The following is a 26,686-nucleotide window of genomic DNA, read 5'->3' on the forward strand; positions in this document are numbered from 1 at the left end:
AATGTTAGATTTCAATTTAATATTTAAAATTGGAGCAGTAGGAGTTGTTCTTATAATAATAGATAAGGTTTTAAAAAGTGGTGGTAAGGAAGAATATGCTGTAATAGCAAATTTTGCAGGAATAATAATAATTTTGATGATGATAATAAGCCTAATAAGCAAACTTTTCACATCAATACAAACCCTATTTTATTTCTAAAAGGAGGACACTATGGAAATATTACAAATAGTAGGTTTTGCATTTTGTGCTCTCTTTATTACTCAAACCATTAAAGGAAAAAGAGATGATATTGCATTATTTGTGAGTTTAGTAGCAGGAATAATAATATTTTTATTTATGATAAGTAAGCTGACAGTTGTAATAAATTTTCTTCAAACCTTAGCAAATAAAGCAAATATTGATGTAATTTATATAGATACAGTATTTAAAATTTTAGGAATAGCTTATTTATCTTCATTTTGTAGTGAGGTATGTAAGGATGCCGGGGAAAATAGCATAGCATCTAAGGTTGAATTTGCAGGAAAAATATTAATACTTACTTTAGCAATGCCAATACTTATGGGAGTTATGCAAACTATATTAAAGATAATGTAGAGGTAGAATATGAAGAGGTTTTTGTTAGTATTAGCTATTATATTGTGGTTACCTTTTAATGTACAAGCTATAGAGGATACCACTAGATTAACAGAAGAACAAAATGTACAAATAGAAAAACTATATGATTATATAACTAATATACAAAGTGAATATGAAATATTAAATAATATGAATCCAAAAGAATTTGTAAAAAACTATATAAAAAATGGAGATAGTGGACTATCTATGAAAGAGCTATTTAAATACTTTTCCACATATGCATTTAAAGAGGTTTTAGTTGCTTTTAAATTAGTAGGTTCATTAATAATTGTAGCTATCGTATGTGCACTTTTAAATAATCTCCAAAATGCATTTAGTAATGAAAGTTTGACTAATATTGCTTATTTTGCTTGTTATTCTGTGATGATAATTCTAATAGTAAAGGGATTTTATATAGGTGTAACCTTAGCTAAGGATGCAATTATGGAAATGAGTAATTTTGTAGCTGCATTATTCCCTATATTAATGATGCTTTTAGCTAGCGTTGGAGGTTTTGTAGAAGCAACTTTAATGGATCCAATAATAATGGGAATAAGTAGTGTAGGAGCAAGATTTTATGCTACTGTACTAATACCGATAATTTGCATGAGTTTTGTATTGGAATTTGTTAATAATATTTCTGATGATTATAAAGTAAATAATTTATCAAACCTTCTTAGAAAATCAGCATTATGGACACAAGGAATATTTATGACTGTTTTTATAGCAATAATAACCATAAGAAGTATTGCGGCCAAAAGTCTTGATTTAGTAACTATGAAAACTGCAAAATTTGCAGTTGATAGCTTTATACCTGTAGTAGGTAAAACATTATCTGATGCTATTTCTACAGTAGCAGGTTACACAGTGCTTTTAAAAAATGCTATAAGCTCTATAGGTTTAATTGTAATAATAGTAATAATGCTACTTCCAATAATAAAAATACTAATTATGGCACTTATATATAAGCTTACTGCAGCTTTAATAGAGCCTATAAGTGATAAAAAAGTTGTTTCAGTGATTGATTCAGCTGGGAATTCTCTTATCATGATAAATTCTTGCATAATAAGTGTAAGCATAATGTTCTTCATAATGATTACCATTGTAGCTTCTACAGGAAAAAGTATTATAATGCTGTGAGGATAGGGTGATGAAAGGATGATAGATTCTCTAAAACAATGGATAATAAATATCTGTACTGCAGTGTTTTTTATTACAGCAGTACAGATGATATTACCAGATAATAAACTGAAAAAATATTGTAAATTTGCATTAGGTTTAATATTAGTAGTTATAATTTTAAATCCAATTGTTAAGCTTTTAAATTCTGAGGAAGACATTCATAGGCAGATTGAAAATTCTGCTGCATATATATTTGAAGAAAAGTATGAAGCAGATTATGAAAAATATAGACAAGCTAATGTAGAAAACACTATTAAAAATTTTGAGCAGAATATGGAAATACAGTGTTCAAAGGATTTACAAGATAAATATGGTAATAAAAAGTTTAATACAAAAGTAGAGGCTTCTTTTATTAAAGAATCTAATAGTTTTCAAATCGATAGTATAGAAGTTGGATTAAATGATAGCACTGTTGAAAAGATAAAGAAAGTAGAAATAGGAAGTGATAGTGTAACAGTGGATAAAGTTCAAGATTCGCAGGATGAAAATGCATTAGAAATAAAGAGGTATATCAGCTCTAAGTATAGTGTATCTGAAGAGATCATATATGTTTATAAAGAAAATTCATTATATAATAGCAATTAATTATATTAAACCTATGAATAAAAAAGGAGGAATAACTGTGAATTTTGATAGGCTCAAAAATATACTAATGGATTTTAACAAAAGTAAAAATAATAAGAATACTAGAATAAATAATCCTAATGAGGGAAAAAATAACTTAACAAGTAAAAAACTAAATTCAAACAACAAAACTTTCAATTTAATCTTACTTTTATTGGCTGGAATAGCTTTAACAATTGTAGGAAGTTTTTTTAAAGATACAAAAGCTTCTAATATGGTCAATAATGATAACAATAATAAACAACAAGAAGCTAGTATTATAGAAGCAAAAATGTCTTACAAAGAAAAAGTTCAAAATGAGCTAATAAGCATTTTAGGAAAAATTGAAGGCGTCGGGAAGATAGAGGCAATGATTTATTTTGATGGTGGGGAAGAACAAGTTCCAGCATTTAATGTGAATGATTCAAAAAGTACCACAAAAGAAAAAGATACCGGTGGAGGGGAAAGGGATATAACACAGGAGAATGGTGGAAGTACTGTTGTGATGTCTAATGATGGAGGAAAAACAGAACCATTAATAGTTAAAACTTATAATCCTAAAATAACTGGTATATGTATAGTAGCTGAAGGTGCAGGAGATAAAGTAACAGAGCTTAGAGTACGTCAAGCAGTTACTAATCTTTTCGGTTTAGAGGAAGAAAAAGTGCAGGTATATCCTATGAAAAATTAGCATATAATGAGTTAGAAATAAAATTTTGGGGGGAATATAAATGAATAAAAAACAAACTGTAATTATTTCTGCATTGCTATTAGTTATAGTATTATGTGGATATGCGGCAACTAAGGTAAATGGACCTTTATATGTAACTGATGATCAATTCATAGGAGAGACAGTTAAAGATGAAAAAACTAAGACTACAAGTAGTACTAATTACTTTACAGAATCAAGACTAAGCCGTGAACAAGGTAGAAATAAGGCTATTCAAACCTTGAAAACTTTATTAGATGATGAAAATACTCCTGCTGAGCAAAAAGCTGAAGCTGCTGAAGAGTATAAGAATTTAGCACTTAGAACAGATAAAGAAACTAATATCGAGCTTGCTTTAAAAGCACAAGGCTTTGAGGAAGCAGTATGCGAATTAGAAGATAGTAAAGCTAACATAGTTGTAAAAATTGATAAAGAATTAACTGATCAACAAATAAGACAAGTAAAAGATGTGGTAATGAATAAAGCTAACATTAAAGACATAAAAATAAAGGCTATGGAATAATATTTGTAATATAATTCTTTATCTGATATAATATTTTTAACAACTTTTACCTATGTAAATGTAAGGGGGTACTGATATGGAAGAAAATAAAATACATGAGGAAATCAACGATATGGAAATGGGTATTGTAAAAATATCTGACGAGGTAGTTAGTGTAATTGCTGGAATAGCGGCGTCTGAAATAAAAGGTATTACTGGAATGAGTGCTAGCTTAGTAGGAGAAATTAGCCAAATCTTTGGAGGAAAGAAAAATGTTTCTAAAGGAGTTAAGGTTAGTTTAGAAGAGGATAGTGCTGTTATTGATCTATATATTACAGTTGAGTATGGAGTTAAGATATCTGAAGTTGCGGAAAAAGTTCAAAATAATGTAAGAAGAACTGTAGAAACAATGACAGGCTTAACGGTATCAGCAGTTAATGTTTTTGTACAAAATGTTATACTCCCTAAATCAGATAAGGAAGATGCAAAAGAGAACTAGCAATAAACACCCTCTGATAAAGAGGGTGTTTTTATGTTTAGTTTTCTTTTATTGTGTCAACTATTTATGATATAATTATTTTTAGGTTGAAAATAATTATATCATAGGTTATTGTATATATCGGTAATAAAAATAATGAGATAAAATTTAAAGATATTTGATGTAATACATATTATTTCAGGACTTAATGCATAGACGAATATAGCTGACCCTTTAGATATTTCAATTCACAACTTTAATCAATGGAGAATTGAGAATGGACAATTGACAACTCATAGGCCCCTTTAGAATAGTAGACTCATAATTCGAATGGAATTATACTAGAGTTAATAGATGGGGGGGTGCATTATGAGTGAAAATTTTATTAGAAAATATACTGAAGAGGAACGAGTAAAAATTGTAGAAGAAGTTTTAGCATGTGGAAGTAACTCTTTAGTGGCAGCAAAGTACAATATACACAGTGGATTGATATCTAACTGGAAATGTAATTATAGAAGATATAAGCAAACTTTAAAGCCTAAAAATGCTAAGCAACCTAAAGATGACCAAATAATTATAGATTATAGAAAAGAGTATAAGAAAACGCAGGAAAAATGCAAAGAGCTTGAATTAGAAGTTGCTGTTCTTCGAGATTTATTAAAAAAAAAGAGATAAATGAAGAATTTGAGTTGCATTCTTATGCATCCGAATGGATTTCTACAGGTGCACCTACTAAAACTATATTACGAATATTAGGTTTAAAGAAATCTACTTATTATAAACACCAATTATTAATTAAAAGTGGAAATAAACCTTTAAACAAATCCGAAGGAAACATTCCAGGATATAGTTTAAATGTACATGGTGAAAAAATTTCTGATTTAGAAATTCAAAAATATATAATGGAAATAAAAAAGGATGAAGTAGGACAGTTTTATGGATATAGAAAGGTAAGAGTAGTTTTAAAAAGTAAATATAAACTAAAAATTAATAAGAAGAAAGTTTATAGACTAATGAAGAGTATGAGTCTATTAAACAAGAAAAAAACAGGCATTAAGAGATACTCTAAAGTGTGCAAAAATCACGTAATTACAGACTCAAATCAGTTTTGGGAAATGGATATGAAATATGTTTATATAGCTGAAACAAGGCAAATAGCCTATTTAACATCTATTATAGATGTATTTGATAGAAGTATATTAGCATATGATTTGTCACTTTCTCCAAATGCAGAACAGGCTAAAATTGTAGTAATAAAAGCACTTTATAATAGAGGTATCAAAGGAAAAACTTCGGAATTAATAGTTCGTACGGACAATGGATCACAATTTATAGCTAGTAAATTTGAAAAGCTATGTGTTCAAGAGAATATTACACATGAAAGAATACCTGTTCATAGTCCTAATTATAATGCTCACATAGAGTCATATCATAGATATTTACAACAAGAATGCCTTGCCGGCAGGCTGTTTAAAGACTTAGAGGATGCAAGTGATACTATCGAAAAATATGTGAATAATTATAATTTTAAAAGAATACATTCTTCAATTGGTTATAGGACTCCAAATGAATTCTATAATCTAACAAATAGTAATTTTAAGGATAATCTAGTAATTAGCATTTAGAGTCCACTTTTGGGGGGGCAATCCGACAATTATGGTGGAAATTAGTTTTAATCAAATCAATTTATTTAATAGATTTTTTAATAAAAGTGACTGCGTCACGTGAAAAAAATCAATTGAAAACTTCTCTTATAAAAGAGAAGTATCAATAATTGTCCATTGCTAATAGTCAATTCATATTACATAAGGTGGAATTTTTAATAATTTAGTAACACAATTATATAAATTTATAGATTAAATTGGGAAGTAGTACATCTACATATAAGATATAATAATTATAATTTAAATTTCAACATATAATTAAAAATGACATAAATTAATAATTACATATTAGGAGGCAATTTATGAATAGAAAAAAATCAAGAGAAATAGCTATGCAGCTATTATTTGAAATGTCAATAAATAAAGAAAGTTATACTGATATAATTGAAAGCTTTAAAGAAAATACTGACATAAAATTGGATGATGTGGATTTTGGGTACATAATAAGAATTTTAAAGGCTGTTAATGAAAACATAACTTTAATTGATGAAACTATAGAAAAAAATTTAGTTAAATGGAGCTTAAATAGATTATCAAAAATGAATTTAGCTATACTTAGAATAGCAGTTTGTGAAATTTTGTTTGAAGATGATATTCCTGAAAAGGTATCAGTTAATGAAGCTATAGAACTTGCAAAAAAATATGGAGAAGATAATGCTTCCTCCTTTATTAATGGAGTATTAAATAGTATAATTAAAGGTAAATAAAGAGCTGGAATAAAATAACTAGTTAAGACGAGAAAATATTTTACTCTAGACCAGTGCTGTAAGTTAAACTAATAGTAATACTATAGACACACTGGTGGCAAAGTGTGAAAATTAACTAATTATTTTTTTCATGCTTATTTAGATATAAAAAAGGGGGAATACTACAATGGGTATGAAAATTGATGGAAAACAAATTGCTGTGACTCATAGAGAAAACATAAAAGCTAGAATTGAAGAAAAAACATTAATAGGTGTAAGAAAGCCGTCAATGGTAGCTATTTTAGTAGGAAATGATGGTGGATCTATTTCTTATATGAAAAATCAACAAAAGCTTAGTGAATCCCTAGGTGTAAGTTATAATTCTCTAATATTAGATGAAGCTATTACACAGGAAGAACTTATAGATAAAATTAAAGAGTTAAATAATGATAATGCAGTAGATGGAATAATTCTTCAATTACCCCTACCAAAGAATTTTGATGAAAAAGAAGTGACTTCAGCAATCTGTCATAATAAAGACATAGATGGATTAACAGATATTAATACAGGAAGACTATACAAAGGAGAAAAATGCTTTATACCTTGCACTGCTAAAAGCATACTTGAGCTTATTAAGTATGTTGACAATGATATTAAAGGAAAAAATGCAGTAGTTATAGGAAGAAGTAATATAGTAGGGAAGCCAGTAGCACAGCTTTTATTAAATGAAAATGCTACTGTTACTATATGTCATTCTAAGACAAAAAACTTAAAAGAAGTTTGTAAAGAAGCTGATATATTAGTTGCTGCAATTGGTAGACCAGGATTTGTGACAAAAGATTTTATAAAAGATGGAGCAATTGTTATAGATGTTGGAACTACAATGGTAGATGGAAAGATTAAAGGAGATGTATGCTATGACGAAGTATTAGGGGTAGCATCTCATGTAAGTCCAGTACCAGGAGGAGTGGGCGCTATGACAACAACTATGTTATTAAAAAATACCTGTGAGGCGTGGAATAAAAATGTATAAAAAAATAATTAGTGTTACCGCATTAAATAGTTATATTAAAAAGACTATTGATAATGACTTTATACTTAGTAATTCTAATGTTAAAGGAGAATTATCTAATGTAAAAATTCATAGCAGTGGACACATTTATTTTTCTTTAAAAGACCATTCTTCTAAAATAAACTGCGTTATGTTTAAAAGTAATGCAAACTCATTAACATTCATACCAGAAAATGGTATGAATGTTGTTGTTAGTGGAAGAATATCTGTATATGAAAAAGAAGGTGTGTATCAACTATATTGTAATAGTATGGATGTAGATGGACAAGGTGAACTATATGTAGCCTTTGAAAAGTTAAAGAAAAAATTAGAAGCAGAAGGAATTTTCGACTCTTCTAGAAAAAAAGAATTACCTATTTTCCCTAGGACTATAGGAGTTATAACCTCACCTACAGGAGCAGCTATTAGGGATATTATAAATGTATCAACTAGAAGAAATCCTAAAGTTAATTTACTTATATATCCTTCCTTAGTTCAAGGAGCTAATGCTAGTCAAGATATAGTAAGAGCTATAGAGTGTTTAAATAAAATGGAAGATGTAGATGTAATAATTTTGGCTAGAGGAGGAGGATCTATTGAAGAACTATGGCCTTTTAATGAAGAAATAGTAGCAAGAGCTATTTCAGCTTCTATAAAGCCTATAGTTACAGGTGTAGGTCATGAAACGGATTATACTATAAGTGATTTTGTTAGTGATAAGAGAGCTGCAACCCCGTCACAAGCAGCAGAATTTACAGTTCCAGTTTTAAAGGATTTAGAAGAAAGATTAATGGGGTATAAAGGATTAATTAATATAAATATAGATAAAAAAATTAAAGAAGAAAAAAATAAATTAAATTTATATATAAAGACTCTTCAATTAAACAGTCCAGAAAATTATGTTATTAATCAGTATCAAACTATAGATAAATTTAAAAATTTATTAGATAATAAAATTGAGAGTATATTGGAAAAGCAACTATTAAAAATTTCTAAAAGCTATGAATTGCTAAGTGCTCATAATCCATTAAATGTACTAAATAAGGGGTATGCATTAGTTGAAGATGAAAATAATAATTTAATAACTTCAATTAAATCCTTAAAAGCAAAAGAGCAAATTAAAATTTTATTGAAAGACGGTAGTGGTGATTTTAAAGTTCAGTATAAGGAGAATGTTTAATGGCAAGAAAAAAAGAAAGTTATGAAGATAAATTAATGAAATTGACAGAAATAATCTCTGACATGGAGAGTAGTGAGCTAACTTTAGAAGATTCTATGAAACAATATGAAGCAGGAATTAAACTTTGTAATGAACTTTACAAAATGTTAAATGAATATGAAGGCAAGATTAAGTTATTATCCAATGGTGAAGAAAAGGATTTTAATTTTGAAGAAGTTGATTAATTCTAATTATTATTAAGTATATTACCTTTTATTTATATCAAATTTAAAAAAGAAATATGTACAATTAATAAATGGTAAATTTTCTATTATTAATTGTATATAATGGAAAGGAAATGGAAATGTTTATAAAAGATTATAAAAATTTAATAGAAACATGGATAAATGAATATTTCGAAAACAAGTCATCAGAAAATAAAGGGTATTTTGAGCCAATGATTTATAGTTTAAATATAGGTGGAAAAAGAGTCAGACCTATACTTTTACTTTTAGTTTATGGATTATATAAAGAGAATTATATAGAAGCATTACCTTTTGCAGCAGCCATGGAAATGATTCATACATATTCTTTAATACATGATGACTTGCCTTCTATGGATAATGATGAATTAAGAAGAGGAATGGCAACAAACCATATTAAATTTGGAGAAGCTAGAGCTATTTTAGCTGGCGACGGTCTACTAAATGAAGCTATGATAATAATGTTTAAGGAATGCTTAAAGTGTGAAGAAAGAAAAATAAAGGCTTCTAATGTTATAGCTAATGCTTCAGGAGCAGAAGGAATGATATTAGGACAAATTATAGATATAGAAAGTGAAAATGAAAAAATATCAGAAGGAACAATGCTTAAAATGCATAAAAATAAAACGGGACAACTTATAAAAGCTTCAATTATAAGTGGTGCAATTTTAGGTGGTGCAACAGAAGAAGAAATTTGCATTTTAGGAGAGTATGGGGATAAATTAGGATTAGCTTTCCAAATAAAAGATGATATATTAGATACTATTGGAGATGAAATCTTAATAGGAAAAAGCCTAAGTGATAGTAGCAATGATAAGACAACTTTTGTTACAATGTATGGTTTAGAAAAATGTATAAATTTATGTGAAGAAATTACTAAAGAATGCTTTGAATTATTAAATAAACTTAATAAAAACACATCTTTATTGAGTGAATTAACCATGTTTTTATTAGAGCGTCAATATTAATTTAAAAGAGATTTTTAAGTGGAATTTACGGTTTTGACATTTTTATTTCATGTGGTATAATGTGTTTCAAAAGGTGGTGCAGTATTCTAGTCAGGTAAGTATTTTTGAGGACGGGGCTAAAAATCCGTTAAAGAGCATATCGATGAAGTTCCTTGTGCTGGCTTATAACGCCCAGTTGTGGGTTGGTGCTGGGAGTAAGGTTGTGGGGCAATCGCAAAGGCATGCGACATTGACCCTACATCCGTGGAGACCATTGTATGTGCTTTGGAAGAAATATCCAAAGTACGGCAATGGATTAAACCTGTATTGTGGTAAACTTAGCTATGTGCAGAGTAGCTTGCCTTGAGTGGGGTGGGTAGAGGTGAGAACAAACCAATATGCTTAGGCCAAAGCATTGCGGTTATTGCTTACTAAAACCTATGCTGCAAAAGAGGATAAAAAAATACCTAACTGTTGAGGAAATCTCCTAGACTGTTTATTTTATAAAACATATTAGGGATTGTAGTGTGGACTAAGTGGTAATCTAGCCCTGTAGATTTGGTAACACTATAGATAGAGCATTAAAAGGAAACTACTGAAATGGCGACATTTTAGTTGCTCTATGGGAAATCCTGCTGGACCTAAGCCGCAAAATTTACTTAATATGTTACCACTTTTTGATTTTTTTGGAGGATTATATTGAGTAAAGATAGATGTAAAAAAAGAAATAAAAATTCAAAAAAAGAGGGTAAAAAAAAAGAAAATCGTTGGATTTTTGTAATTATTATATGCACGATGATTATAAGTGGTTCAGTTTCACTCTTATCTGAAGCTACACTATCACAGGTAAATGTACCAATAGCTATAGGAATATTACTTTTCATTGTTTTATTAGGAGTTATCTTTGATATAGTGGGTACTGCTGTGACTGCTGGTAATGAAGTGCCATTTCATTCAATGGCATCTCAAAAAATAGGGGGAGCCAATATAGCTGTAAAATTAATGAGAAATGCTAGCAAGGTTTCTAATTTTTGCAACGATGTTGTAGGCGATATATGTGGTATAATAAGTGGATCTGTAGGCGTAGTTATAGTAGAAAAAATTAAGCATTTATACCCAACCTTAAATTATGTATTTATAGCAGCTATAGTTAGTGCTATAATTGCTTCCATGACCGTAGGGGGAAAAGCTATGGGGAAGAAATTTGCTATTGCAAAAAGCAATGATATAATTTTTACGGTTGCAAAAATATTACATTTTGTAAAAAGAGGATAAAAAAATGACAAAATACTTACATAGTTATAGTGATTTTAGCAGTATAAGAGAGATGAATATACAGGAACTAAATGAGTTTGCTCAAGAAATACGCCAATTTTTAATAGAAAAAGTTTCAAAAACAGGAGGCCACTTAGCTTCTAATTTAGGTGTAGTTGAGCTAACTATTAGTTTATTTAATGTTTTTAATTTTGATAAAGATAAAGTTATATGGGATGTAGGACACCAGTCTTATGTTCATAAAATTTTGACAGGAAGAAAAGATAAATTTGATGGTTTAAGGAATTATGGAGGAATAAGTGGTTTTCCTAAAAGAGAAGAAAGTAAATATGATTTTTTTGAAACAGGTCATAGTAGTACTTCACTATCTGCAGCTATAGGAATGGCACGTGCAAGAGATTTAAAAGGGGAAAATAATGATATTATTGCAGTCATTGGTGATGGTGCTTTAACTGGAGGTATGGCCTTAGAAGCATTAAATGACGTAGGTGATAAAAAAACTAAACTTATTATAATATTAAATGATAACCAAATGTCTATATCTAAAAATGTAGGGGGAGTATCTACTTATTTAAGTCAAATAAGAATGGATTCTTTTTATAATAAAATGAAAAGCGATGTTACATCAACATTAGAAAAAATACCTACTGTTGGAAAAGGAATGGTAAATTCTATACATAAAATTAAAGATGGTTTAAAACAAATTTTAGTACCGGGAATGTTTTTTGAAGATATGGGTATTAAATATATTGGACCTATTGATGGACATAATATAAAAGAGGTAAGCAAGGTATTAAAAATGGCTAAAAATATAGATGGACCAGTTGTAATACATGCAATAACCACCAAAGGAAAAGGGTATTCTCTTGCTGAAAAATCTCCACATAAGTTCCATAGTGTAGGACCTTCTGATTGCAATAATGGTAAAATAAGTTCTAGCAAATGTAAAAGCTACTCATCTGTTTTTGGAGAGGAACTTATAAATATAGCTAAGGTGAAAAAAGAAGTAGTGGCAATTACTGCTGCTATGCCTGAAGGAACTGGGTTAGGGGATTTTGCTAAAGAATTTCCTAAAAGATTTTTTGATGTTGGAATTGCAGAACAACATGCAGTAACTATGGCTGCTGGTATGGCATCAGCAGGGTTAAGACCAGTATTTGCAGTTTATTCAACTTTTCTTCAAAGAGCTTATGATCAGGTTCTTCATGATGTAGCATTGCAAAATTTACCAGTAGTTTTTGCTATTGATAGAGCTGGGATAGTGGGACAAGATGGAGAAACTCACCAAGGAATATTTGATTTATCTTATTTATCACATATACCTAATATGACAATAATGAGTCCTAAGTGTGTAGATGAACTTAAAACTATGCTTAACTTTGCACTAAGTGAAAATTATCCCATAGCTATAAGATATCCTCGCGGCGGAGATAATGAAAATATACATTTATCTCCTATAAGGAAACTTATAAAGGGTAAATGGGAAGTGCTTCAAGAAATGAAAGGTAAAATAGCATTAGTAGCTACTGGGAAAATGGTTCAAAATGCTATTTTAGTTAGAGAGAAACTTCTAAAAAATAATATTGAAAGTACAGTGGTGAATGCTTGCTTTATTAAACCTTTAGACAAAAATTTAATAAAGGAACTTATAGAAAGTGGATATAGTATTGTAACTATTGAAGACAATGTGATATCCGGTGGATTAGGTAGTAATGTTCTTCAATATGTAAATAGCATTTCAAAAAATACTAAGGTTATAAATTTGGGATTTAATGATAAATTTATAACTCACGGTTCAGTAGATACCTTATATAAAATGTATAATTTAGATGTTGAAGGTATTTATAATAATATTATAAATCTTCTATAAAGGAGTTTATATGTGTAACAACAAGATAAGATTAGATGTTTTAGTCTATAATAAAAAAATTGCTAATTCTAGAGAAAAAGCTAGAGAGTACATAATTGATGGCAAAATTTATGTTAATAATATAAAGGAAACAAAATGTGGCAAGAAATTTGATGAAAATGTACTAATAGAGTTTAAAGGAGAAGTTATGCCCTATGTTAGTAGAGGAGGGCTAAAGCTTGAAAAAGCTTTAAAAATTTTTTCAATTGATTTAGAGGAAAAAGTTTGTTTAGATATTGGAGCATCTACTGGCGGTTTTACTGACTGTATGCTTAAGCATAGAGCTAAAAAAATTTACGCTATTGATGTTGGGACTAATCAATTGGTGGAAGACCTTAGGAGAAATTCTAGGGTAGTTTCTATGGAAAATACTAATGTCAGATATTTAAGTTTTGAAGACATTGGAGAGTATTGCGATTTTGCATCAATAGATGTTTCCTTCATATCTTTAAAAAAGGTAATTCCATCTGTGGTAGATCTATTAAAAGATGATGGAATATGTGTTGCTCTTATTAAGCCTCAATTTGAAGTTGGAATAGGAAAAGTAAATAAAAAAGGTGTTGTTAAAAAACTAGACATTCATAAAGAAGTTATAATTAAAATCGTAGAGTTTCTTAAAGAAATAGGTCTTAAAATAATAAATTTAGATTATTCTCCTATTAAGGGACCCAATGGTAATATTGAATATTTAATAGAATTTACTAAGAATCATAATAATAAGGAAGAATTTAGTTATGACCTTATTTCGAAGGTTGTAAATTCATCTCATTTTACATTATCTATGGAGGAGATATGAAAAAAATAGGTATAAATATTAATTCAACAAAAGATAAAGAAGGTAAAACAATAAAGTATGTTGAATTAATAGTAAGAAAATACTTTATAAATTGTGAAATATACAAATTCTATGATGCTCTTCATTTAGAAGAAGAAAAGAATAGGGATCTAGACTTATTGATAGCCTTAGGTGGAGATGGAACTATTTTAAGAGCCGCAAGAGCAGTAGAGAAATTTGAGACTCCTATACTGGCAGTAAATATAGGTCATTTGGGTTTTTTATCTAGTATAGAATTGTCCGACTTTGAAGAGGCAGTTAAAAGGATACTTAATAAAGAATTTCACATTGATGATAGGATGATGATAAAATGTTCACTTCCTAAAAGCAATAGTGAATATTATTATACAGCCTTAAATGATATTGTTGTATCAAAAGGAACTTTATCCAGAGCCATTAGTTATTATATATATATAGATAATACTTTTTATATAAATTATAAGGCTGATGGATTAATTATTAGTACCCCAACAGGGTCTACAGCATATTCATTATCAGCAGGAGGTCCTATAATTTATCCAACTTTGGATATTATATCAATAACACCAATTTGTCCAATTTCAGTAGGGATTAAAACTATAGTATTGCATTCGGAAAATAAGATCAATATTAAAATAAAATCTTATTCTGAAGATGCTTATTTAAATATTGATGGACAAAATGTAGTTGAACTTAATCATGATGAAGAAGTATTTGTAGAAGTGTTATCAAGAAAATGTAAATTAATAAAATTTAATGACTATAATTATTTTAAGGTATTAAGAAAAAAAATAATTTCTAGGTCAATAGAGTGTGAAGGTGATAATTCGTGAAAAGTTTACGTCATGAAAAGATTTATGAGATCATTAAATCTAAAGATGTTGAAACTCAGGAAGAATTAGCGGAAGAACTAAGGAATGAAGGGATTAATGTAACCCAAGCAACAGTTTCTAGAGATATTAAGGAGTTAAATCTTATAAAAATTTTATCTCATAATGGAAAATACAAATATTCAGCACCAACTAAAGCAAAAAATTATAATCCAAATGCTATGGCAAATATGTTATCAAAGACTGCTTTAACTGTAGAAAAGATTGATAAGTTTTTAGTAGTTAAGACTATATCAGCTTCAGCTTCTTTAGCTGCGGAAGCACTGGACACTTTTGAACTAGATGGAGTAGCAGGTACTATAGCTGGAGATAATACTGTTTTAGTTATTACTAGAAGCCATGAAAAAGCAGAAGAAATAGTATCACTAATTAAAAATTTGATTCATAGATAGGATGATTTAAAGATGCTTTTACAATTAAATATTAAGAACTTTGCATTAATTGAAGAATTATCTATAGATTTTGAAGAAGGTTTTAATGTTTTATCTGGAGAAACTGGAGCAGGAAAATCTATATTAATAGATGCAATTAATTATGTTTTGGGTGGAAAGTTTAATAAAAACTTAATTAGAGCTGGTGAAGAAAAGACTATAGTAGAAGCAATTTTTGCTATTGATAATGAAAAAACTAAAAATATTCTAGATATGCTAGATATAGATTATGATGATGTAATAGTTTTAACTAGAGAAAGTTTTAATACAGGAAAATCTATTGCAAAGGTAAATAATAAGACTTTAATACTATCAAAGATAAAATTAATTAGCGAAGTGTTGCTAGATATTCATGGTCAACATGAAAATCAAAATTTATTAGATAATAGCAATCATATAAATTATGTAGATGCCTTTGGTAGTGATAAAATAGAAGATTTATTAAAGTCTTACAAGGAAAACTATGATAAGTTATCCTCAATTGAGAAAAAGATTTCTGATTTAAGAGGTAATAATAATCAGAGGGAAAAAAATATGGATTTTATTAAATTTCAAATTGATGAAATAAATAATATAAATCCTAAATTAGGAGAAGATGAAGAATTAGAAGAAAGATTTTCACTTTTATCCAATGCTGAAAAAATAGAAAAAAGTTTATTATCCTCTTATAATTTATTAAAAAATAATCTAGAAGAAGGATTTTCTGTAATCGATGGTTTATCACATGTTATTAGGGAACTAAGAACTATAGAAAATCATAAGACTGAGATTAAAAATATATCTAATGCTTTAGAGGAATGTTATTATTTGATAGAGCAAAATACAGATGAAATTAGAACTTTAAAAGATAGTATTTATTATGATGAGAAAGAATTAGAATTTGTAAATTCTAGAATGTATCAACTAGGAGTCTGCAAGAAAAAATATGGAGAAACTATTGCTGATATATTAAACTATAAATCTGATTTAGAGCAAAGATTTGATGAATTATTTAATAGTGGTGAAATTATTGAAAAGCTAGAAAAAGAAAAAGTGCAATTAGTAGATATAATGCAAAAGCAAGCTCTAAACATTCATCATATGAGAATTGAAATTAGTGAGCAATTAGAAAAAAATATAAAAAAAGAGCTTGATTACATAGGACTTGATAAAAGCACCTTTAAAATAGAGATAATACACACTACAGAATTATCAAGTAATGGAAGTGATAAGGTGCAGTTTAATATTTCTACGAACCCAGGCCAACCGCTTCAACCTTTAGAAGAGATTGTATCTGGTGGAGAGCTGTCTAGAATTATGTTAGCACTTAAAACAGTATTTGTAGATAAGGATGAAATTCCTACTGTAATATTCGATGAAATAGATACAGGAATAAGTGGAAGAATAGCTCAAAGAGTTGGAGAAAAAATGTACTTAATTTCTAAGAATCATCAGGTTTTTTGTGTAACTCATTTACCTCAAATTGCTAGTATGGCAGATTATAATTATTTAATTACAAAAGAATCATTGGAAAATACTACTTATACCAATGTTGTAAAAATGAGTAAAGAAGATAAAAAATATGAAATTGCAAGAATGATAGGTGGTAGTGAAGTTACTAAATTAACTTTGGATAATTCAGAAGAAATGATTGAGATGGCAAATATTTTAAAGAGAAATATAATATAATATACATAATATAAAAAAGAAATGGCAAAATAAAACTATGAATTAATTTTGAATTAATTCATAGTTTTTTATTACAATTAACAGAATAAATAAATTAATAAAATTTAAAAAAATAATAAATAATGGTAGTTGTGGTAAAAAATAATTTTTAATTATTAACTTAAAACATTAGCACTTATTAAAACTTTTTAACATATATAGAATTAAAAATTAATAATATACAATTAATAAGATATTAAATTAAGTCTAAAATTTTCTAATATATAAGCTCCTACCTTTTCATAGTAATCGAAAGATAAGTATTCATTAAAGATCTTTTTCTTAACCTTTCTAAATAATAGTAATATCATATTAATTTTAACTTTTAAAGAAATATCCTCTCAACATAATAAGTATTAAAACAGGGCAATTTAAGAGTACAGACTTGAAAAGGAGGTATAGCATTATGAAGAGACGTAATGGTTTATGGTGCTTTTTTACATCAATTTTCTTATCTCTAACTATAAGCAATTATAGTTCTTTTAATGAATATATTTTTCATAATACATTAAAAGAAGAAAATAGGCATATAGAAGCATCCTATATTAAGGATCATGACCTAAATAATATACGAAGTGGCAACATTAATGATTTTAGTAATAACGATATATTATTAACTCAAAGCACATATGCTAAAACTTCCGAAATAAAACTATATCCGGGAGGTAAGCCTATAGGAATAAAACTTAATACTAAAGGTGCTTTAATAATTGCTCTGTCTGACATTGAAACAAAAGACGGAATTGTTAGCCCTGCAACAAAAGCAGGAATACAAATTGGAGATAGTATAATAAAAATAAATGGAGTAGATATAAAGAGTTCCGAAGATGTATCTACCTATGTAAACAGATGTAATGGTGATGAGATTACTATTACAGTTTATAGAAAAGATAAAACTTTAGATATAGCAGTGAAACCTGTTTTAAGTGCAAATGATAATAAATATAAAATTGGACTTTGGGTAAGAGATTCAACTGCTGGTGTTGGTACATTAACTTTTTATGATAATAACACAGGAAAATTTGGAGCATTAGGACACCCAATAACGGATGTTGATACAGGCAACATAATGAATATATCAAATGGAGAAGTAGTTTCTTCTAATATCGTATCAGTAAGAAAAGGAACAAAAGGAAATCCAGGAGAACTTAGAGGAATATTCGTTGATGAAGAAAAGTGTCTTGGGAATATCTACAACAATACTGAATGTGGAGTGTTTGGAGAAGGAAATATTGGTCTAGTAAACAACAGTTATTCTGCTCCATTACCTGTAGCATCTAGAGATGAGATAAGAATAGGTAAAGCGCAAATATTAACTACAGTGGAGGGAAGCGAACCAAGATTTTATGATATAGAAATTGAAAAACTTTTACCTCAAAAGGAACCAGGATCGAAAAGTATGATTATAAGAATAACAGATAAAGAATTTTTAGAGAAAACAGGTGGCATAGTACAGGGTATGAGCGGAAGTCCTATAATACAAAATGGAAAAATAATCGGTGCTGTTACTCATGTTTTAATTAATAAACCAGACACTGGATATGGAATTTATATAGATTGGATGCTAAATGATGCGGGGATTTTAACAAAATAGGTAGATTTTATGTATAAAAAATAATAAAATGTATAAGAGTAGTATTATTTTATACATTTTATTATTTTTAGCAATTTTTCACATTTTTATTTTTTTATGATTTTTTAAGAAGGAATTGTTTTAGTTTTGTCGAAATTATAAATTGTTAGTATATGGCAATTTATAGAAAAAGGGGAGTATAATAATATGGAACAAACTAGTATCAGTGTACTTATAGCAGATGATAATAAGGAATTTTGTAATATTCTTAATGATTATTTATTAAGCCAAAGAGATATAAATGTTGTTGCGATTGCAAAGGATGGTATAGAAGCTTTAAAACTAATACAGGAAAAGAAACCTGAATTAGTTGTTTTAGATATAATTATGCCACATCTAGATGGACTTGGAGTACTTGAAAAATTAAATAGTATGAATTTAGATCCTATGCCAAGAATAATTGTTCTATCTGCAGTAGGACAAGATAAAATTACGCAAAGAGCGATAACACTGGGAGCAGACTATTATGTAGTGAAACCATTTGATATGGATGTATTTACAAAAAGAATTAGACAAATGTTTAATAATACAATAACTAGTGATGATACTAAAAAACCAGTAATAGTAGATACACCAGAAGTAAAAGCTACGCAAAGTGAACCTATGAATTTAGAGGCGGAAATTACTAATATAATTCATGAAATAGGTGTTCCCGCGCACATTAAAGGATATATGTATTTAAGAGAGGCTATTACATTAGTTGTAAATGATATTGAATTTTTATCTGCAGTTACTAAGGAGTTATATCCAACTATAGCTAAGAAATATAATACTACTGCTAGCAGAGTTGAACGGGCAATAAGACATGCAATAGAAGTAGCTTGGAGTAGAGGCCAAGTAGATACCATAAATAAATTATTCGGATATACCATTCATAATGATAAAGGTAAACCTACAAATTCAGAATTTATTGCAATGGTTGCAGATAAGTTAAGACTAAAAAATAGGGTGGGATAATAGCGCAATATCAAGGGTTTACGGCTGATTCGCTTTTTATGAAAAAAATTAAATTTGTGAAATAGGTGTATTAATTTCTAAAAATAATTCAATAGACTTTCTTCGTTTATAGGATAAATGGAGGAGGTCTATTTTGATGAAAAATATTAACTTTTTAATTGATGAATTTATGATTTACTGTGAATCAAAAAACCTATCTAAAAAAACTATGATGAGTTATGAACAAACTTTAAGATTATTTTCTAAGTATTTAGAAGAGGAATTACAAATAATAGATGTAACAAAAATAACTGAAAAGTTATTGCGAGAATATATTAACTATATTAAAGACAGAGGAAAATATACAATTGCAATAAATGAAAGTACTCTAAAAATTAATGCTCCACATAGAAGAAAAAATTATAATAAAAAAATTTCTATAACAACTGTAAATAACTATATTAGGAATATAAAAGTATTTTTTAATTTTTTAAAAGAACAAAATTATATAAAAAAAGATATAGTAAAGAATATCAAACCTTTTAAAAACGAAAGAAAAATAAAAGATTTTATAACTGATGAGCAATTTGCTAATTTACTAAGATATATAAATACAACAAAATTTCATGAGTATCGTGACTATATTTGTATCCAAATTCTTTTAGATACTGGAATGCGGGTTGGAGAATGTTTAGAAATAAAAGTAGAAGATGTAGATTTAAATTATAGAAGTATTTTGCTTCCAGCAGAAAATACAAAAGGAAAAAGGGATACATATCTTTATTTTAGTCAAATAATGTATAGAGAATTAAGAAGATGGTTGCAATATAAAGATAGATATATAGAAAGTGAGTATTTATTTTGTACTAGTAAAGGAAGTCCTGTACTTATTAGAACTTTTGAAAAGAAATTAAAGGAATATGGAAAAAGAATTGGGATAGATATACATCCTCATCAATTACGTAATAATTTTGCAAAAAGATTTTTGATGGCAGGAGGCTCAATTCATACATTGGCTCAAATTTTAGGTCATTCTAGTGTACAGCCTACTTAGATTTAACGGATGCAGATATAAGAAAATCATATCAACAATTCAGTCCTCTTACTAATATGGGAGGAGGTAATAAATAATGATTAACTATACAATAATCCAAAATAACACAATTACCTCCAATTTAAGTAATGGTGCGTTTAGATTGTACTGCTTACTTCAAAGCATGTGCTACGGAGATAAGGATGCTTGCTTTCCTAGCCAGTCTTATTTAGGAGAGAAGCTAAATAAATCTGTAAGAACAATTCAACGTTATTTACAAGAGTTATATAATGCCAAACTTATCCAAAAACGTCGTAGAGGGTCTATAAGCAATGTCTATACAATCTTAGGTAGAAAGATATTAAAACAAGTAGATAAGGCTGTAAACAAGGCTAAAAACGCTTATAAAAGCTATAAGAACAAATATAAGAAAGAAAAAGTTTCTTCTTTTAATGATTACGAGCAAACACAATATAATTTTAATAACCTAGAAGCTATGTTATTAGGTGAAATGAAATATGATCCTGATGCTTTATTAGCTAAAGACTAGGATTAATAAGAAAGCAAAAGCACCTGCAGAGTTAGTGGCTCTACAGGTGCAACAATTAAATAAACCCATTTATTTAACAGCTATTTATATTATATCAAACTTTTTTAAAAATAATAGTAGAATAGGTGTATTTGTCATATAAAAAATTAATATAAATTTATAGTAAATAGTATTAAAAAATATATCATATAGTTTATGGTATGTTGTTTAATTCAGACACTTTCATCTGGAATAGAATCTTCTGAAGCTATGTATGTGCTAAACGATGCTACACTATTAGCTAAAACTGGATTCACTGATACATCAACAGCGATAGATATTCTTACAACTATGATTAACTCGTATGGTTTAAGCACCAAAGAAAGCACAAAGTTGACAGATCAGCTGATTATGACACAGAAATTAGGAAAATTAACAATAGATGAATTAGGTTCAAGCTTTGGAGCAATAGCAGGTTTAGCAGCTACTGCACAATTGCCATTAGAACAGGTTCAAGCAGCAATTGCCACCTTGACACAAGCTGGTGTCGGTGCTAATGAAGCTATAACTGGAGTAAGAGGGGTTTTAGCGGCTGTTATTAAACCAACCTCACAAGCACAAGAAGAGGCTAAAAGATTAGGATTGCAATTTAATTTAACTGCATTACAGAGTAAAGGTTTAAGCGGATTCTTAGAAGATGTACAGAAGAAGACTAGAGGGAACTCGGACTCAATGGCTAAGTTATTCGGTAGAGTTGAAGGACTTAACTCTATGTTTATCCTTACAGGAAAAGGTGCTGAAAACTATGCAAAGAACGTCCAAGAAATTACTAATGCAAATGGAACAGCTAAAGAAGCATTTGATAAGCTGCAAGTGCCTAGTGAAAAATTTTCATCGTCCATAAATGCTATGAAGAATACTTTGATAGAGGTTGGAGGAGCATTTGCACCAGTAATCGACGCAATATCTTTATTGCTAAAGGGTATATCTAAGATACCAGCACCTTTATTAGTAGTTATATCCATAGCAGGAGCATTAGCTTTTACAGTAGGTAGCGTAATGAAGGCGATTGTTAGTGCTTCACAGGTTACAAGTACATTTAACACGGTTTTTGCAGGGACTAACTTAACAATGGCTAAGATAACCGTAACTATACTGGGTGTTGCATCGGCACTAGCTTTAGTATTAGGGTTATTAACAGTCTTAACTGGCAAAGGTGGCGAGGCAAGCAGCTTGATAGATTCTATACTAGGCAAAACCAATAAACAGGTAGAAGACATTAAGAGAAATGCACAACAAGCACCTAGAAATGTTCAAGGTTCACATGCAACTGGTCTTAAAAGAGTACCTAGAGATAGATATGTGGCAGAACTACACAAAGATGAAGCAATCATCCCTGCAAGTCAAAATCCATATATAAATAATAATGGTGGCTTTGGTGGAGGAGATATCATCAACATAACAATAGATGCCAAGAATGTTGATGATTTTAATTCTGTTGTTCGCATGGCTAAGGAATATAAACAAACTGCGAGAGCGTACGGAAGGGGGTGAAATAAATGGCAACTAAAACATACCAAATTACAGAAGATACCTATATAAATGGACGTTTTGATGGGTATAGTACAAACCAAGACGGGAGTAATTACTCTACATCAAGTACACTTCAAGTTAATTTTAGAAGAGGAAGCAGCACTGGAAATGACGCTTATCAGTGCGCACTGTTAAAATTTGATATATCAGAATTGAAATATAAGAAAATAAATAGTGCAACACTATATTTGTATAAGATATCCTCTAATGATGATCCGTACTTTGGAAAGTGCAGATTTAGGGAACAATGGTCGGCTAGTAACATAACTGGCAATAATGTAACAAATAATGCATCTCCTACAGGAGTTAGTTATTATGAAAGTCCTAGCGTAAGTGGTAATTGGCATGGCTACAATCTAAGGCAACTATTGACAAATGCTCAAGATGAAGATAGAAAAAATGGCACTAATAGATTAAGTTATGGAGTTGGGATTCAACAAGATAGGCTATTAAGTGATACGATTACAAGTTATTATTCTAGCAAAGGTAGCAATAAACCTTATGTAACTGTTCAATACGAAGATGTTCCACCACTGCAACCAAGTGCAACAAGCCCTAGTGGAAGTTTTTGAAAAATACAGAAGTTATACGATTTACGTGGCAATATAATACAAGTGTATCAGATACACAATCCGGATTTGAATTACAGTGGCAAGATAAGTCCGGAAGTTGGAAAGCTGTATCGCAAACTACGGCAAATAACTATTATGATATGCCTAAAAATACATTCCCAAGCGGGAATATTAGCTGGAGAGTAAGAACAAAAAACCAATATGGAGAATATAGCTCTTTTTCATCAACTTTAAGTTTCACTGCAATAGGCACACCTTCAACACCTGTAATAAAATCTGTTGAACAGGATAAATTATCTCCAATTGTAAAATGGGAAGCTACTTCACAGCAAGTCTATCAGCTACAAATTTTAAGACATACTGAAATTATTTATGATACTGGATATATTGCTTCAACAAGCGAAAGAAGTCATAAGGTAAACATGCCTTTAAATGAAGGGCAGTATACGGCAAAAGTACGGATTAAGAATGAGTATGATCTAGTTTCTGAATGGGGAGAATTAAGTTTTATAATTAAATCAATAAAACCTCCTAAACCTGCTTTGAATATATCCCAAATTCCATATGGACTACTAATAAAAATTGATGCAATGGAGATTGACTATGGATTAGTTTATAGGCGCAAAATGGGTGGAAATAAGTTCACATGTATTGGTAAGTTAGAAACCTTTCAATACATAGATTACTCTGTTGCTAGTAAAAAGCATGAGTATTTTATTAGAGTATTTAAGGAAGAAGCTTTCGAAGATAGCGACATTCAAATTGCGAAATGTAATCTAAAATATTCTACTTTAGCACCAGTAACTAATTTAGAAGATTTACTTGTACTTAAAAGCAATTTAAACAATATCCCACAAAAAGATATAAGCTTAAATATACAAAGCACTAAACAACATTATACAGGAAGGGAATTACCAGTAGTAGATTACACCGTATTTGAAGATAATACATACACATTTGCTTTCTATCTAAAAGAGAAAGAAGTAGAAAAGTTTATAGATATATACCATTTAAAACAAATTGTATTATATAGAGATAAGTGCCTTAAAGTATATGGAAAAATAGACGGGGTAAATATAGTGAACACGGATTTAGACGGTTACACTGTAAAGTTTTCTATAATTGAAACAGATTATATTGAAGAAGTGGAGGTTTAAATGTTAGATTTAGCTGTTGATAGATACACAAAAGAAGAAGTAATGAAGCAACTACATTACGCTACAGGTTCAAGAGAGATAAAATATACTGTAGAGCTTTTAAATAAACACGATATTAAAATCGGTGAATTAGAAGCAGAGACGACAGGTAATATAGTTTTTAATTCTCTAGCGGAGATAAAAAGAACTGCTAATTTGGTTATAAAGGAAAACTTATTTAAAGATATAAACTGGTTGAGTGATAGAATTCGACCAGTTTTAAATTTGCGAATGAAAGATGGCGGATGGGCTAAATGGAATTTAGGTGTATTTTAAATTTCAACACCAACACGCAAAGAAGCAGGGAACATAATATTAAGAGACTTAGAGTTATATGATAAATCTTTAATTTTGAAAGAAGATAAATTTGAGAGTAGATATTTAGTGCCTAAAGGTACGAACTATGTTGAGGCAATAATAAATATTATAAATAACGCAGGAATAAGTAAAGTGGATATTAAGCCTTCAAATGCAACTGCAACCATAGACAAAGAATATGAAATAGGTACAAATAAATTAGAAGTTATTAATTCTTTGTTAAAAGAAATAAATTACACCAGTTTGTGGGTAGATGAAGCTGGTGTTTTTCGAGCGGATAAATATTTAATTCCAAGTGAAAGAGAAGCGGATTACACTTATAGAGATAATCAATTAAGTATAATCGAAAATGGAAGTATAGAGGAACTAGACTTATTTTCTGTACCTAATAAATGGGTTGTAGTTGCAAGTAACCCCGAAAAAGAAGCAATAATTTCTAAATATGAAAATGTATCCGTTACCTCACCAATCTCTATACCAAACAGAGGAAGAGTTATAACAGATTATAGAACCGTTAATGATATTGCAGACCCAATTACCCTAGATGCGTATACAAAAAGAATTGCATATGAAGCTAGTCAAGTGTATGGGGAGTTTAGATTTAACACTGCTATAATGCCACATCATAGCTATTTAGACTTGTTATTCATAGATCATAAAAACATGGGTATAAATAGCAAATTTACAGAAATAAATTGGAGAATAAATATTGGAAGCGGCAATATGGAGCATACATGTAGGAGGGTTATCTATATATGAGTGAAGTAATTAGAATAGAAGATTTAATGGACAGACCCCAAAATAAAATGAACGATTATAAACTAGGCAAAATAGATAAAGGCTATACAGGCGGTAGACCCAAGATACAATTTGACGGCGAGGACACTCCAAGTCTTAAAAGTTATCAATATATCTCCAGTTATACACCAAAAGTAGGAGATAGAGTATTATTACAAAAGGTTGCAGGAACTTATATTATATTAGGAAAGATTATGTAAGAATTGGGGTAGAGAGAAGGACTATAACAGGCTTTTTTTATTTAATTTTCTTTTGTTTTAAATTTTATACAAAAGCTGTATAATAATTGCGATGCGAAAGTTCATCATAATGGATGGTACAATAGCTAAAGAGATTGTTGGTAGTATGTATAAAAATTACATTTTTGATTTTAGATTGACAAATTTTCATATATCGTCTATACTGTATAAATGATGCAAATATTAGTAAAGAAGGGTTTAAGAGGTTAGAACAGATATTAATTTTGAAGAATATGAAAATTTAATTGGGAAACTAAGTAATCTAAAAGTAAGAGAATGGTATATTTACCATGATAAAAACATTGTTAATAAAATAGATAAATCATTAGCAATAAAAGAGCAAGCTATAGAGGCTCATTTATTAAGAAACAAATATAGAATGCAAGCTAGAAAATTAATGGAAGATAGAAAGTTAGCAGCATATTTAGATATTAATAATTCTAATTTACCATTTGAGTATTATGAAAATAAATATTTAAAGCAAGGATACACTGGTAATTTACTTTATAGAAAAATATTAGAAGCTTCAAACAGAACAAATAAAGAAGTAAATAAACAATTAGGAATAATATAATACGACATAAAACTAAATAAATGTTTTAAAGGCAAGATAATGGACCATAAGGTCTTTTTATTTTGCCTATTTTTACGATAAGAACTTAAATTAGATTACATAATCATAATTATGATTATTCAATTTAAAGTAAACTAAAACAAGAGGTGAGAATATGGAACAAGAAATAGTAAAAGTAGCAATTAGTCAAGGGTTAGGATACGCATTATTTGTATTCTTATTAATTTATGTTCTTAAAACTACACAAGAAAGAGAAAATAGATTAAATGCTACTATAGATAAAAACCAATCAATTATACAAGATTTAGCAACAAAATTAAATGTTATTGAGGATGTAAAAAAAGACGTACAAGATATAAAAAATAAAATCAATTAAGGA

Annotated in this window: 32 protein-coding genes; all 32 read left to right on the plus strand. The window is 29.0% G+C overall.

Features of this window, described 5'->3' with window-relative positions:
- The first annotated feature begins 1 nt into the window (after position 1).
- The 32 genes from spoIIIAC to ACWPW7_RS13090 all read left to right on the plus strand — a co-directional run bounded on the left by spoIIIAC (position 2) and on the right by ACWPW7_RS13090 (position 26,683).
- A complete protein-coding gene (spoIIIAC, locus tag ACWPW7_RS12935) occupies positions 2-199 on the plus strand; it encodes a stage III sporulation protein AC (protein WP_039632654.1) in 198 nt (65 codons plus the stop codon).
- Positions 200-211: 12 nt separating this feature from the next.
- Positions 212-595: a stage III sporulation protein AD gene (gene spoIIIAD, locus ACWPW7_RS12940; RefSeq protein ID WP_291562076.1), complete on the plus strand. Its 384-nt coding sequence runs from the start codon at positions 212-214 to the stop codon at positions 593-595.
- Positions 596-604: 9 nt separating this feature from the next.
- Positions 605-1,756 carry a stage III sporulation protein AE gene (gene spoIIIAE, locus ACWPW7_RS12945; RefSeq protein WP_454053835.1) on the plus strand — a complete coding sequence of 384 codons (1,152 nt, stop codon included), beginning with the start codon at positions 605-607 and terminating at the stop codon, positions 1,754-1,756.
- A gap of 18 nt (positions 1,757-1,774) precedes the next feature.
- Positions 1,775-2,383 (plus strand): stage III sporulation protein AF, encoded by a 609-nt coding sequence (gene spoIIIAF / locus ACWPW7_RS12950; protein WP_454053836.1) that lies wholly within the window; start codon positions 1,775-1,777, stop codon positions 2,381-2,383.
- Positions 2,384-2,450: 67 nt separating this feature from the next.
- Complete coding sequence (gene spoIIIAG, locus ACWPW7_RS12955; RefSeq protein ID WP_454055507.1) at positions 2,451-3,092, plus strand: stage III sporulation protein AG; 642 nt, start codon at positions 2,451-2,453, stop codon at positions 3,090-3,092.
- Positions 3,093-3,132: 40 nt separating this feature from the next.
- The gene (locus ACWPW7_RS12960; RefSeq protein ID WP_039632663.1) at positions 3,133-3,633 is read left to right on the plus strand and encodes a SpoIIIAH-like family protein; all 501 of its coding nucleotides are present in this window, start codon (positions 3,133-3,135) and stop codon (positions 3,631-3,633) included.
- 76 nt (positions 3,634-3,709) lie between these two features.
- The gene (locus ACWPW7_RS12965) at positions 3,710-4,111 is read left to right on the plus strand and encodes an Asp23/Gls24 family envelope stress response protein (protein WP_454053837.1); all 402 of its coding nucleotides are present in this window, start codon (positions 3,710-3,712) and stop codon (positions 4,109-4,111) included.
- A 348-nt stretch (positions 4,112-4,459) separates the two neighbouring features.
- Positions 4,460-4,765 (plus strand): transposase, encoded by a 306-nt coding sequence (locus ACWPW7_RS12970; RefSeq protein ID WP_454052550.1) that lies wholly within the window; start codon positions 4,460-4,462, stop codon positions 4,763-4,765.
- A 14-nt stretch (positions 4,766-4,779) separates the two neighbouring features.
- The gene (locus tag ACWPW7_RS12975; protein ID WP_454052549.1) at positions 4,780-5,715 is read left to right on the plus strand and encodes an IS3 family transposase; all 936 of its coding nucleotides are present in this window, start codon (positions 4,780-4,782) and stop codon (positions 5,713-5,715) included.
- Between the two features lie 341 nt (positions 5,716-6,056).
- On the plus strand, positions 6,057-6,461 hold the full coding sequence (gene nusB, locus ACWPW7_RS12980; protein WP_454053838.1) for a transcription antitermination factor NusB: 405 nt from the start codon (positions 6,057-6,059) through the stop codon (positions 6,459-6,461).
- 166 nt (positions 6,462-6,627) lie between these two features.
- Complete coding sequence (locus tag ACWPW7_RS12985) at positions 6,628-7,473, plus strand: bifunctional 5,10-methylenetetrahydrofolate dehydrogenase/5,10-methenyltetrahydrofolate cyclohydrolase (RefSeq protein WP_454053839.1); 846 nt, start codon at positions 6,628-6,630, stop codon at positions 7,471-7,473.
- Positions 7,466-8,671, plus strand: coding sequence for an exodeoxyribonuclease VII large subunit (gene xseA / locus ACWPW7_RS12990; protein WP_454053840.1), 1,206 nt, complete (start codon positions 7,466-7,468; stop codon positions 8,669-8,671). The genes ACWPW7_RS12985 and xseA overlap by 8 nt, the downstream gene beginning before the upstream one ends.
- Positions 8,671-8,895 (plus strand): exodeoxyribonuclease VII small subunit, encoded by a 225-nt coding sequence (locus ACWPW7_RS12995; RefSeq protein WP_291562099.1) that lies wholly within the window; start codon positions 8,671-8,673, stop codon positions 8,893-8,895. The genes xseA and ACWPW7_RS12995 overlap by 1 nt, the downstream gene beginning before the upstream one ends.
- A gap of 119 nt (positions 8,896-9,014) precedes the next feature.
- Positions 9,015-9,881: a polyprenyl synthetase family protein gene (locus ACWPW7_RS13000; protein ID WP_454055508.1), complete on the plus strand. Its 867-nt coding sequence runs from the start codon at positions 9,015-9,017 to the stop codon at positions 9,879-9,881.
- A 678-nt stretch (positions 9,882-10,559) separates the two neighbouring features.
- Positions 10,560-11,135, plus strand: a complete 576-nt coding sequence (locus ACWPW7_RS13005; RefSeq protein WP_454053841.1) for a hypothetical protein — start codon at positions 10,560-10,562, stop codon at positions 11,133-11,135.
- Positions 11,136-11,139: 4 nt separating this feature from the next.
- A complete protein-coding gene (dxs, locus tag ACWPW7_RS13010; protein WP_454053842.1) occupies positions 11,140-13,005 on the plus strand; it encodes a 1-deoxy-D-xylulose-5-phosphate synthase in 1,866 nt (621 codons plus the stop codon).
- 10 nt (positions 13,006-13,015) lie between these two features.
- Positions 13,016-13,840, plus strand: a complete 825-nt coding sequence (locus ACWPW7_RS13015) for a TlyA family RNA methyltransferase (RefSeq protein ID WP_454053843.1) — start codon at positions 13,016-13,018, stop codon at positions 13,838-13,840.
- On the plus strand, positions 13,837-14,691 hold the full coding sequence (locus tag ACWPW7_RS13020; RefSeq protein ID WP_454053844.1) for an NAD(+)/NADH kinase: 855 nt from the start codon (positions 13,837-13,839) through the stop codon (positions 14,689-14,691). The genes ACWPW7_RS13015 and ACWPW7_RS13020 overlap by 4 nt, the downstream gene beginning before the upstream one ends.
- A complete protein-coding gene (locus ACWPW7_RS13025) occupies positions 14,688-15,140 on the plus strand; it encodes an arginine repressor (RefSeq protein WP_454053845.1) in 453 nt (150 codons plus the stop codon). Before ACWPW7_RS13020 ends, ACWPW7_RS13025 begins: the two co-directional genes overlap by 4 nt.
- A gap of 12 nt (positions 15,141-15,152) precedes the next feature.
- Entirely contained in the window at positions 15,153-16,847 is a 1,695-nt protein-coding gene (recN, locus tag ACWPW7_RS13030; RefSeq protein ID WP_454053846.1) for a DNA repair protein RecN, read from the plus strand.
- Positions 16,848-17,292: 445 nt separating this feature from the next.
- Positions 17,293-18,480 carry a SpoIVB peptidase gene (gene spoIVB, locus ACWPW7_RS13035; RefSeq protein ID WP_454053847.1) on the plus strand — a complete coding sequence of 396 codons (1,188 nt, stop codon included), beginning with the start codon at positions 17,293-17,295 and terminating at the stop codon, positions 18,478-18,480.
- A gap of 186 nt (positions 18,481-18,666) precedes the next feature.
- Positions 18,667-19,476: a sporulation transcription factor Spo0A gene (spo0A, locus tag ACWPW7_RS13040; RefSeq protein ID WP_454053848.1), complete on the plus strand. Its 810-nt coding sequence runs from the start codon at positions 18,667-18,669 to the stop codon at positions 19,474-19,476.
- A 136-nt stretch (positions 19,477-19,612) separates the two neighbouring features.
- Entirely contained in the window at positions 19,613-20,509 is an 897-nt protein-coding gene (locus ACWPW7_RS13045; RefSeq protein WP_454053849.1) for a tyrosine-type recombinase/integrase, read from the plus strand.
- A 76-nt stretch (positions 20,510-20,585) separates the two neighbouring features.
- On the plus strand, positions 20,586-21,038 hold the full coding sequence (locus ACWPW7_RS13050) for a helix-turn-helix domain-containing protein (protein WP_454053850.1): 453 nt from the start codon (positions 20,586-20,588) through the stop codon (positions 21,036-21,038).
- 195 nt (positions 21,039-21,233) lie between these two features.
- Positions 21,234-22,571: a phage tail tape measure protein gene (locus tag ACWPW7_RS13055; protein ID WP_454053851.1), complete on the plus strand. Its 1,338-nt coding sequence runs from the start codon at positions 21,234-21,236 to the stop codon at positions 22,569-22,571.
- A gap of 5 nt (positions 22,572-22,576) precedes the next feature.
- Positions 22,577-23,182: a DNRLRE domain-containing protein gene (locus ACWPW7_RS13060; protein ID WP_454053852.1), complete on the plus strand. Its 606-nt coding sequence runs from the start codon at positions 22,577-22,579 to the stop codon at positions 23,180-23,182.
- Positions 23,179-24,339 (plus strand): hypothetical protein, encoded by a 1,161-nt coding sequence (locus tag ACWPW7_RS13065; RefSeq protein ID WP_454053853.1) that lies wholly within the window; start codon positions 23,179-23,181, stop codon positions 24,337-24,339. The genes ACWPW7_RS13060 and ACWPW7_RS13065 overlap by 4 nt, the downstream gene beginning before the upstream one ends.
- Positions 24,340-24,654, plus strand: a complete 315-nt coding sequence (locus ACWPW7_RS13070; protein WP_454053854.1) for a hypothetical protein — start codon at positions 24,340-24,342, stop codon at positions 24,652-24,654.
- A 75-nt stretch (positions 24,655-24,729) separates the two neighbouring features.
- The gene (locus tag ACWPW7_RS13075) at positions 24,730-25,455 is read left to right on the plus strand and encodes a hypothetical protein (protein WP_454053855.1); all 726 of its coding nucleotides are present in this window, start codon (positions 24,730-24,732) and stop codon (positions 25,453-25,455) included.
- Positions 25,452-25,694, plus strand: coding sequence for a hypothetical protein (locus tag ACWPW7_RS13080; protein WP_454053856.1), 243 nt, complete (start codon positions 25,452-25,454; stop codon positions 25,692-25,694). Before ACWPW7_RS13075 ends, ACWPW7_RS13080 begins: the two co-directional genes overlap by 4 nt.
- Before the next feature lie 418 nt (positions 25,695-26,112).
- A complete protein-coding gene (locus ACWPW7_RS13085) occupies positions 26,113-26,307 on the plus strand; it encodes a hypothetical protein (protein ID WP_454053857.1) in 195 nt (64 codons plus the stop codon).
- 154 nt (positions 26,308-26,461) lie between these two features.
- Positions 26,462-26,683: a BhlA/UviB family holin-like peptide gene (locus ACWPW7_RS13090; RefSeq protein WP_291562131.1), complete on the plus strand. Its 222-nt coding sequence runs from the start codon at positions 26,462-26,464 to the stop codon at positions 26,681-26,683.
- Positions 26,684-26,686: the final 3 nt, after the last annotated feature.

Source organism: Clostridium sp. Marseille-Q7071 (assembly GCF_965112025.1).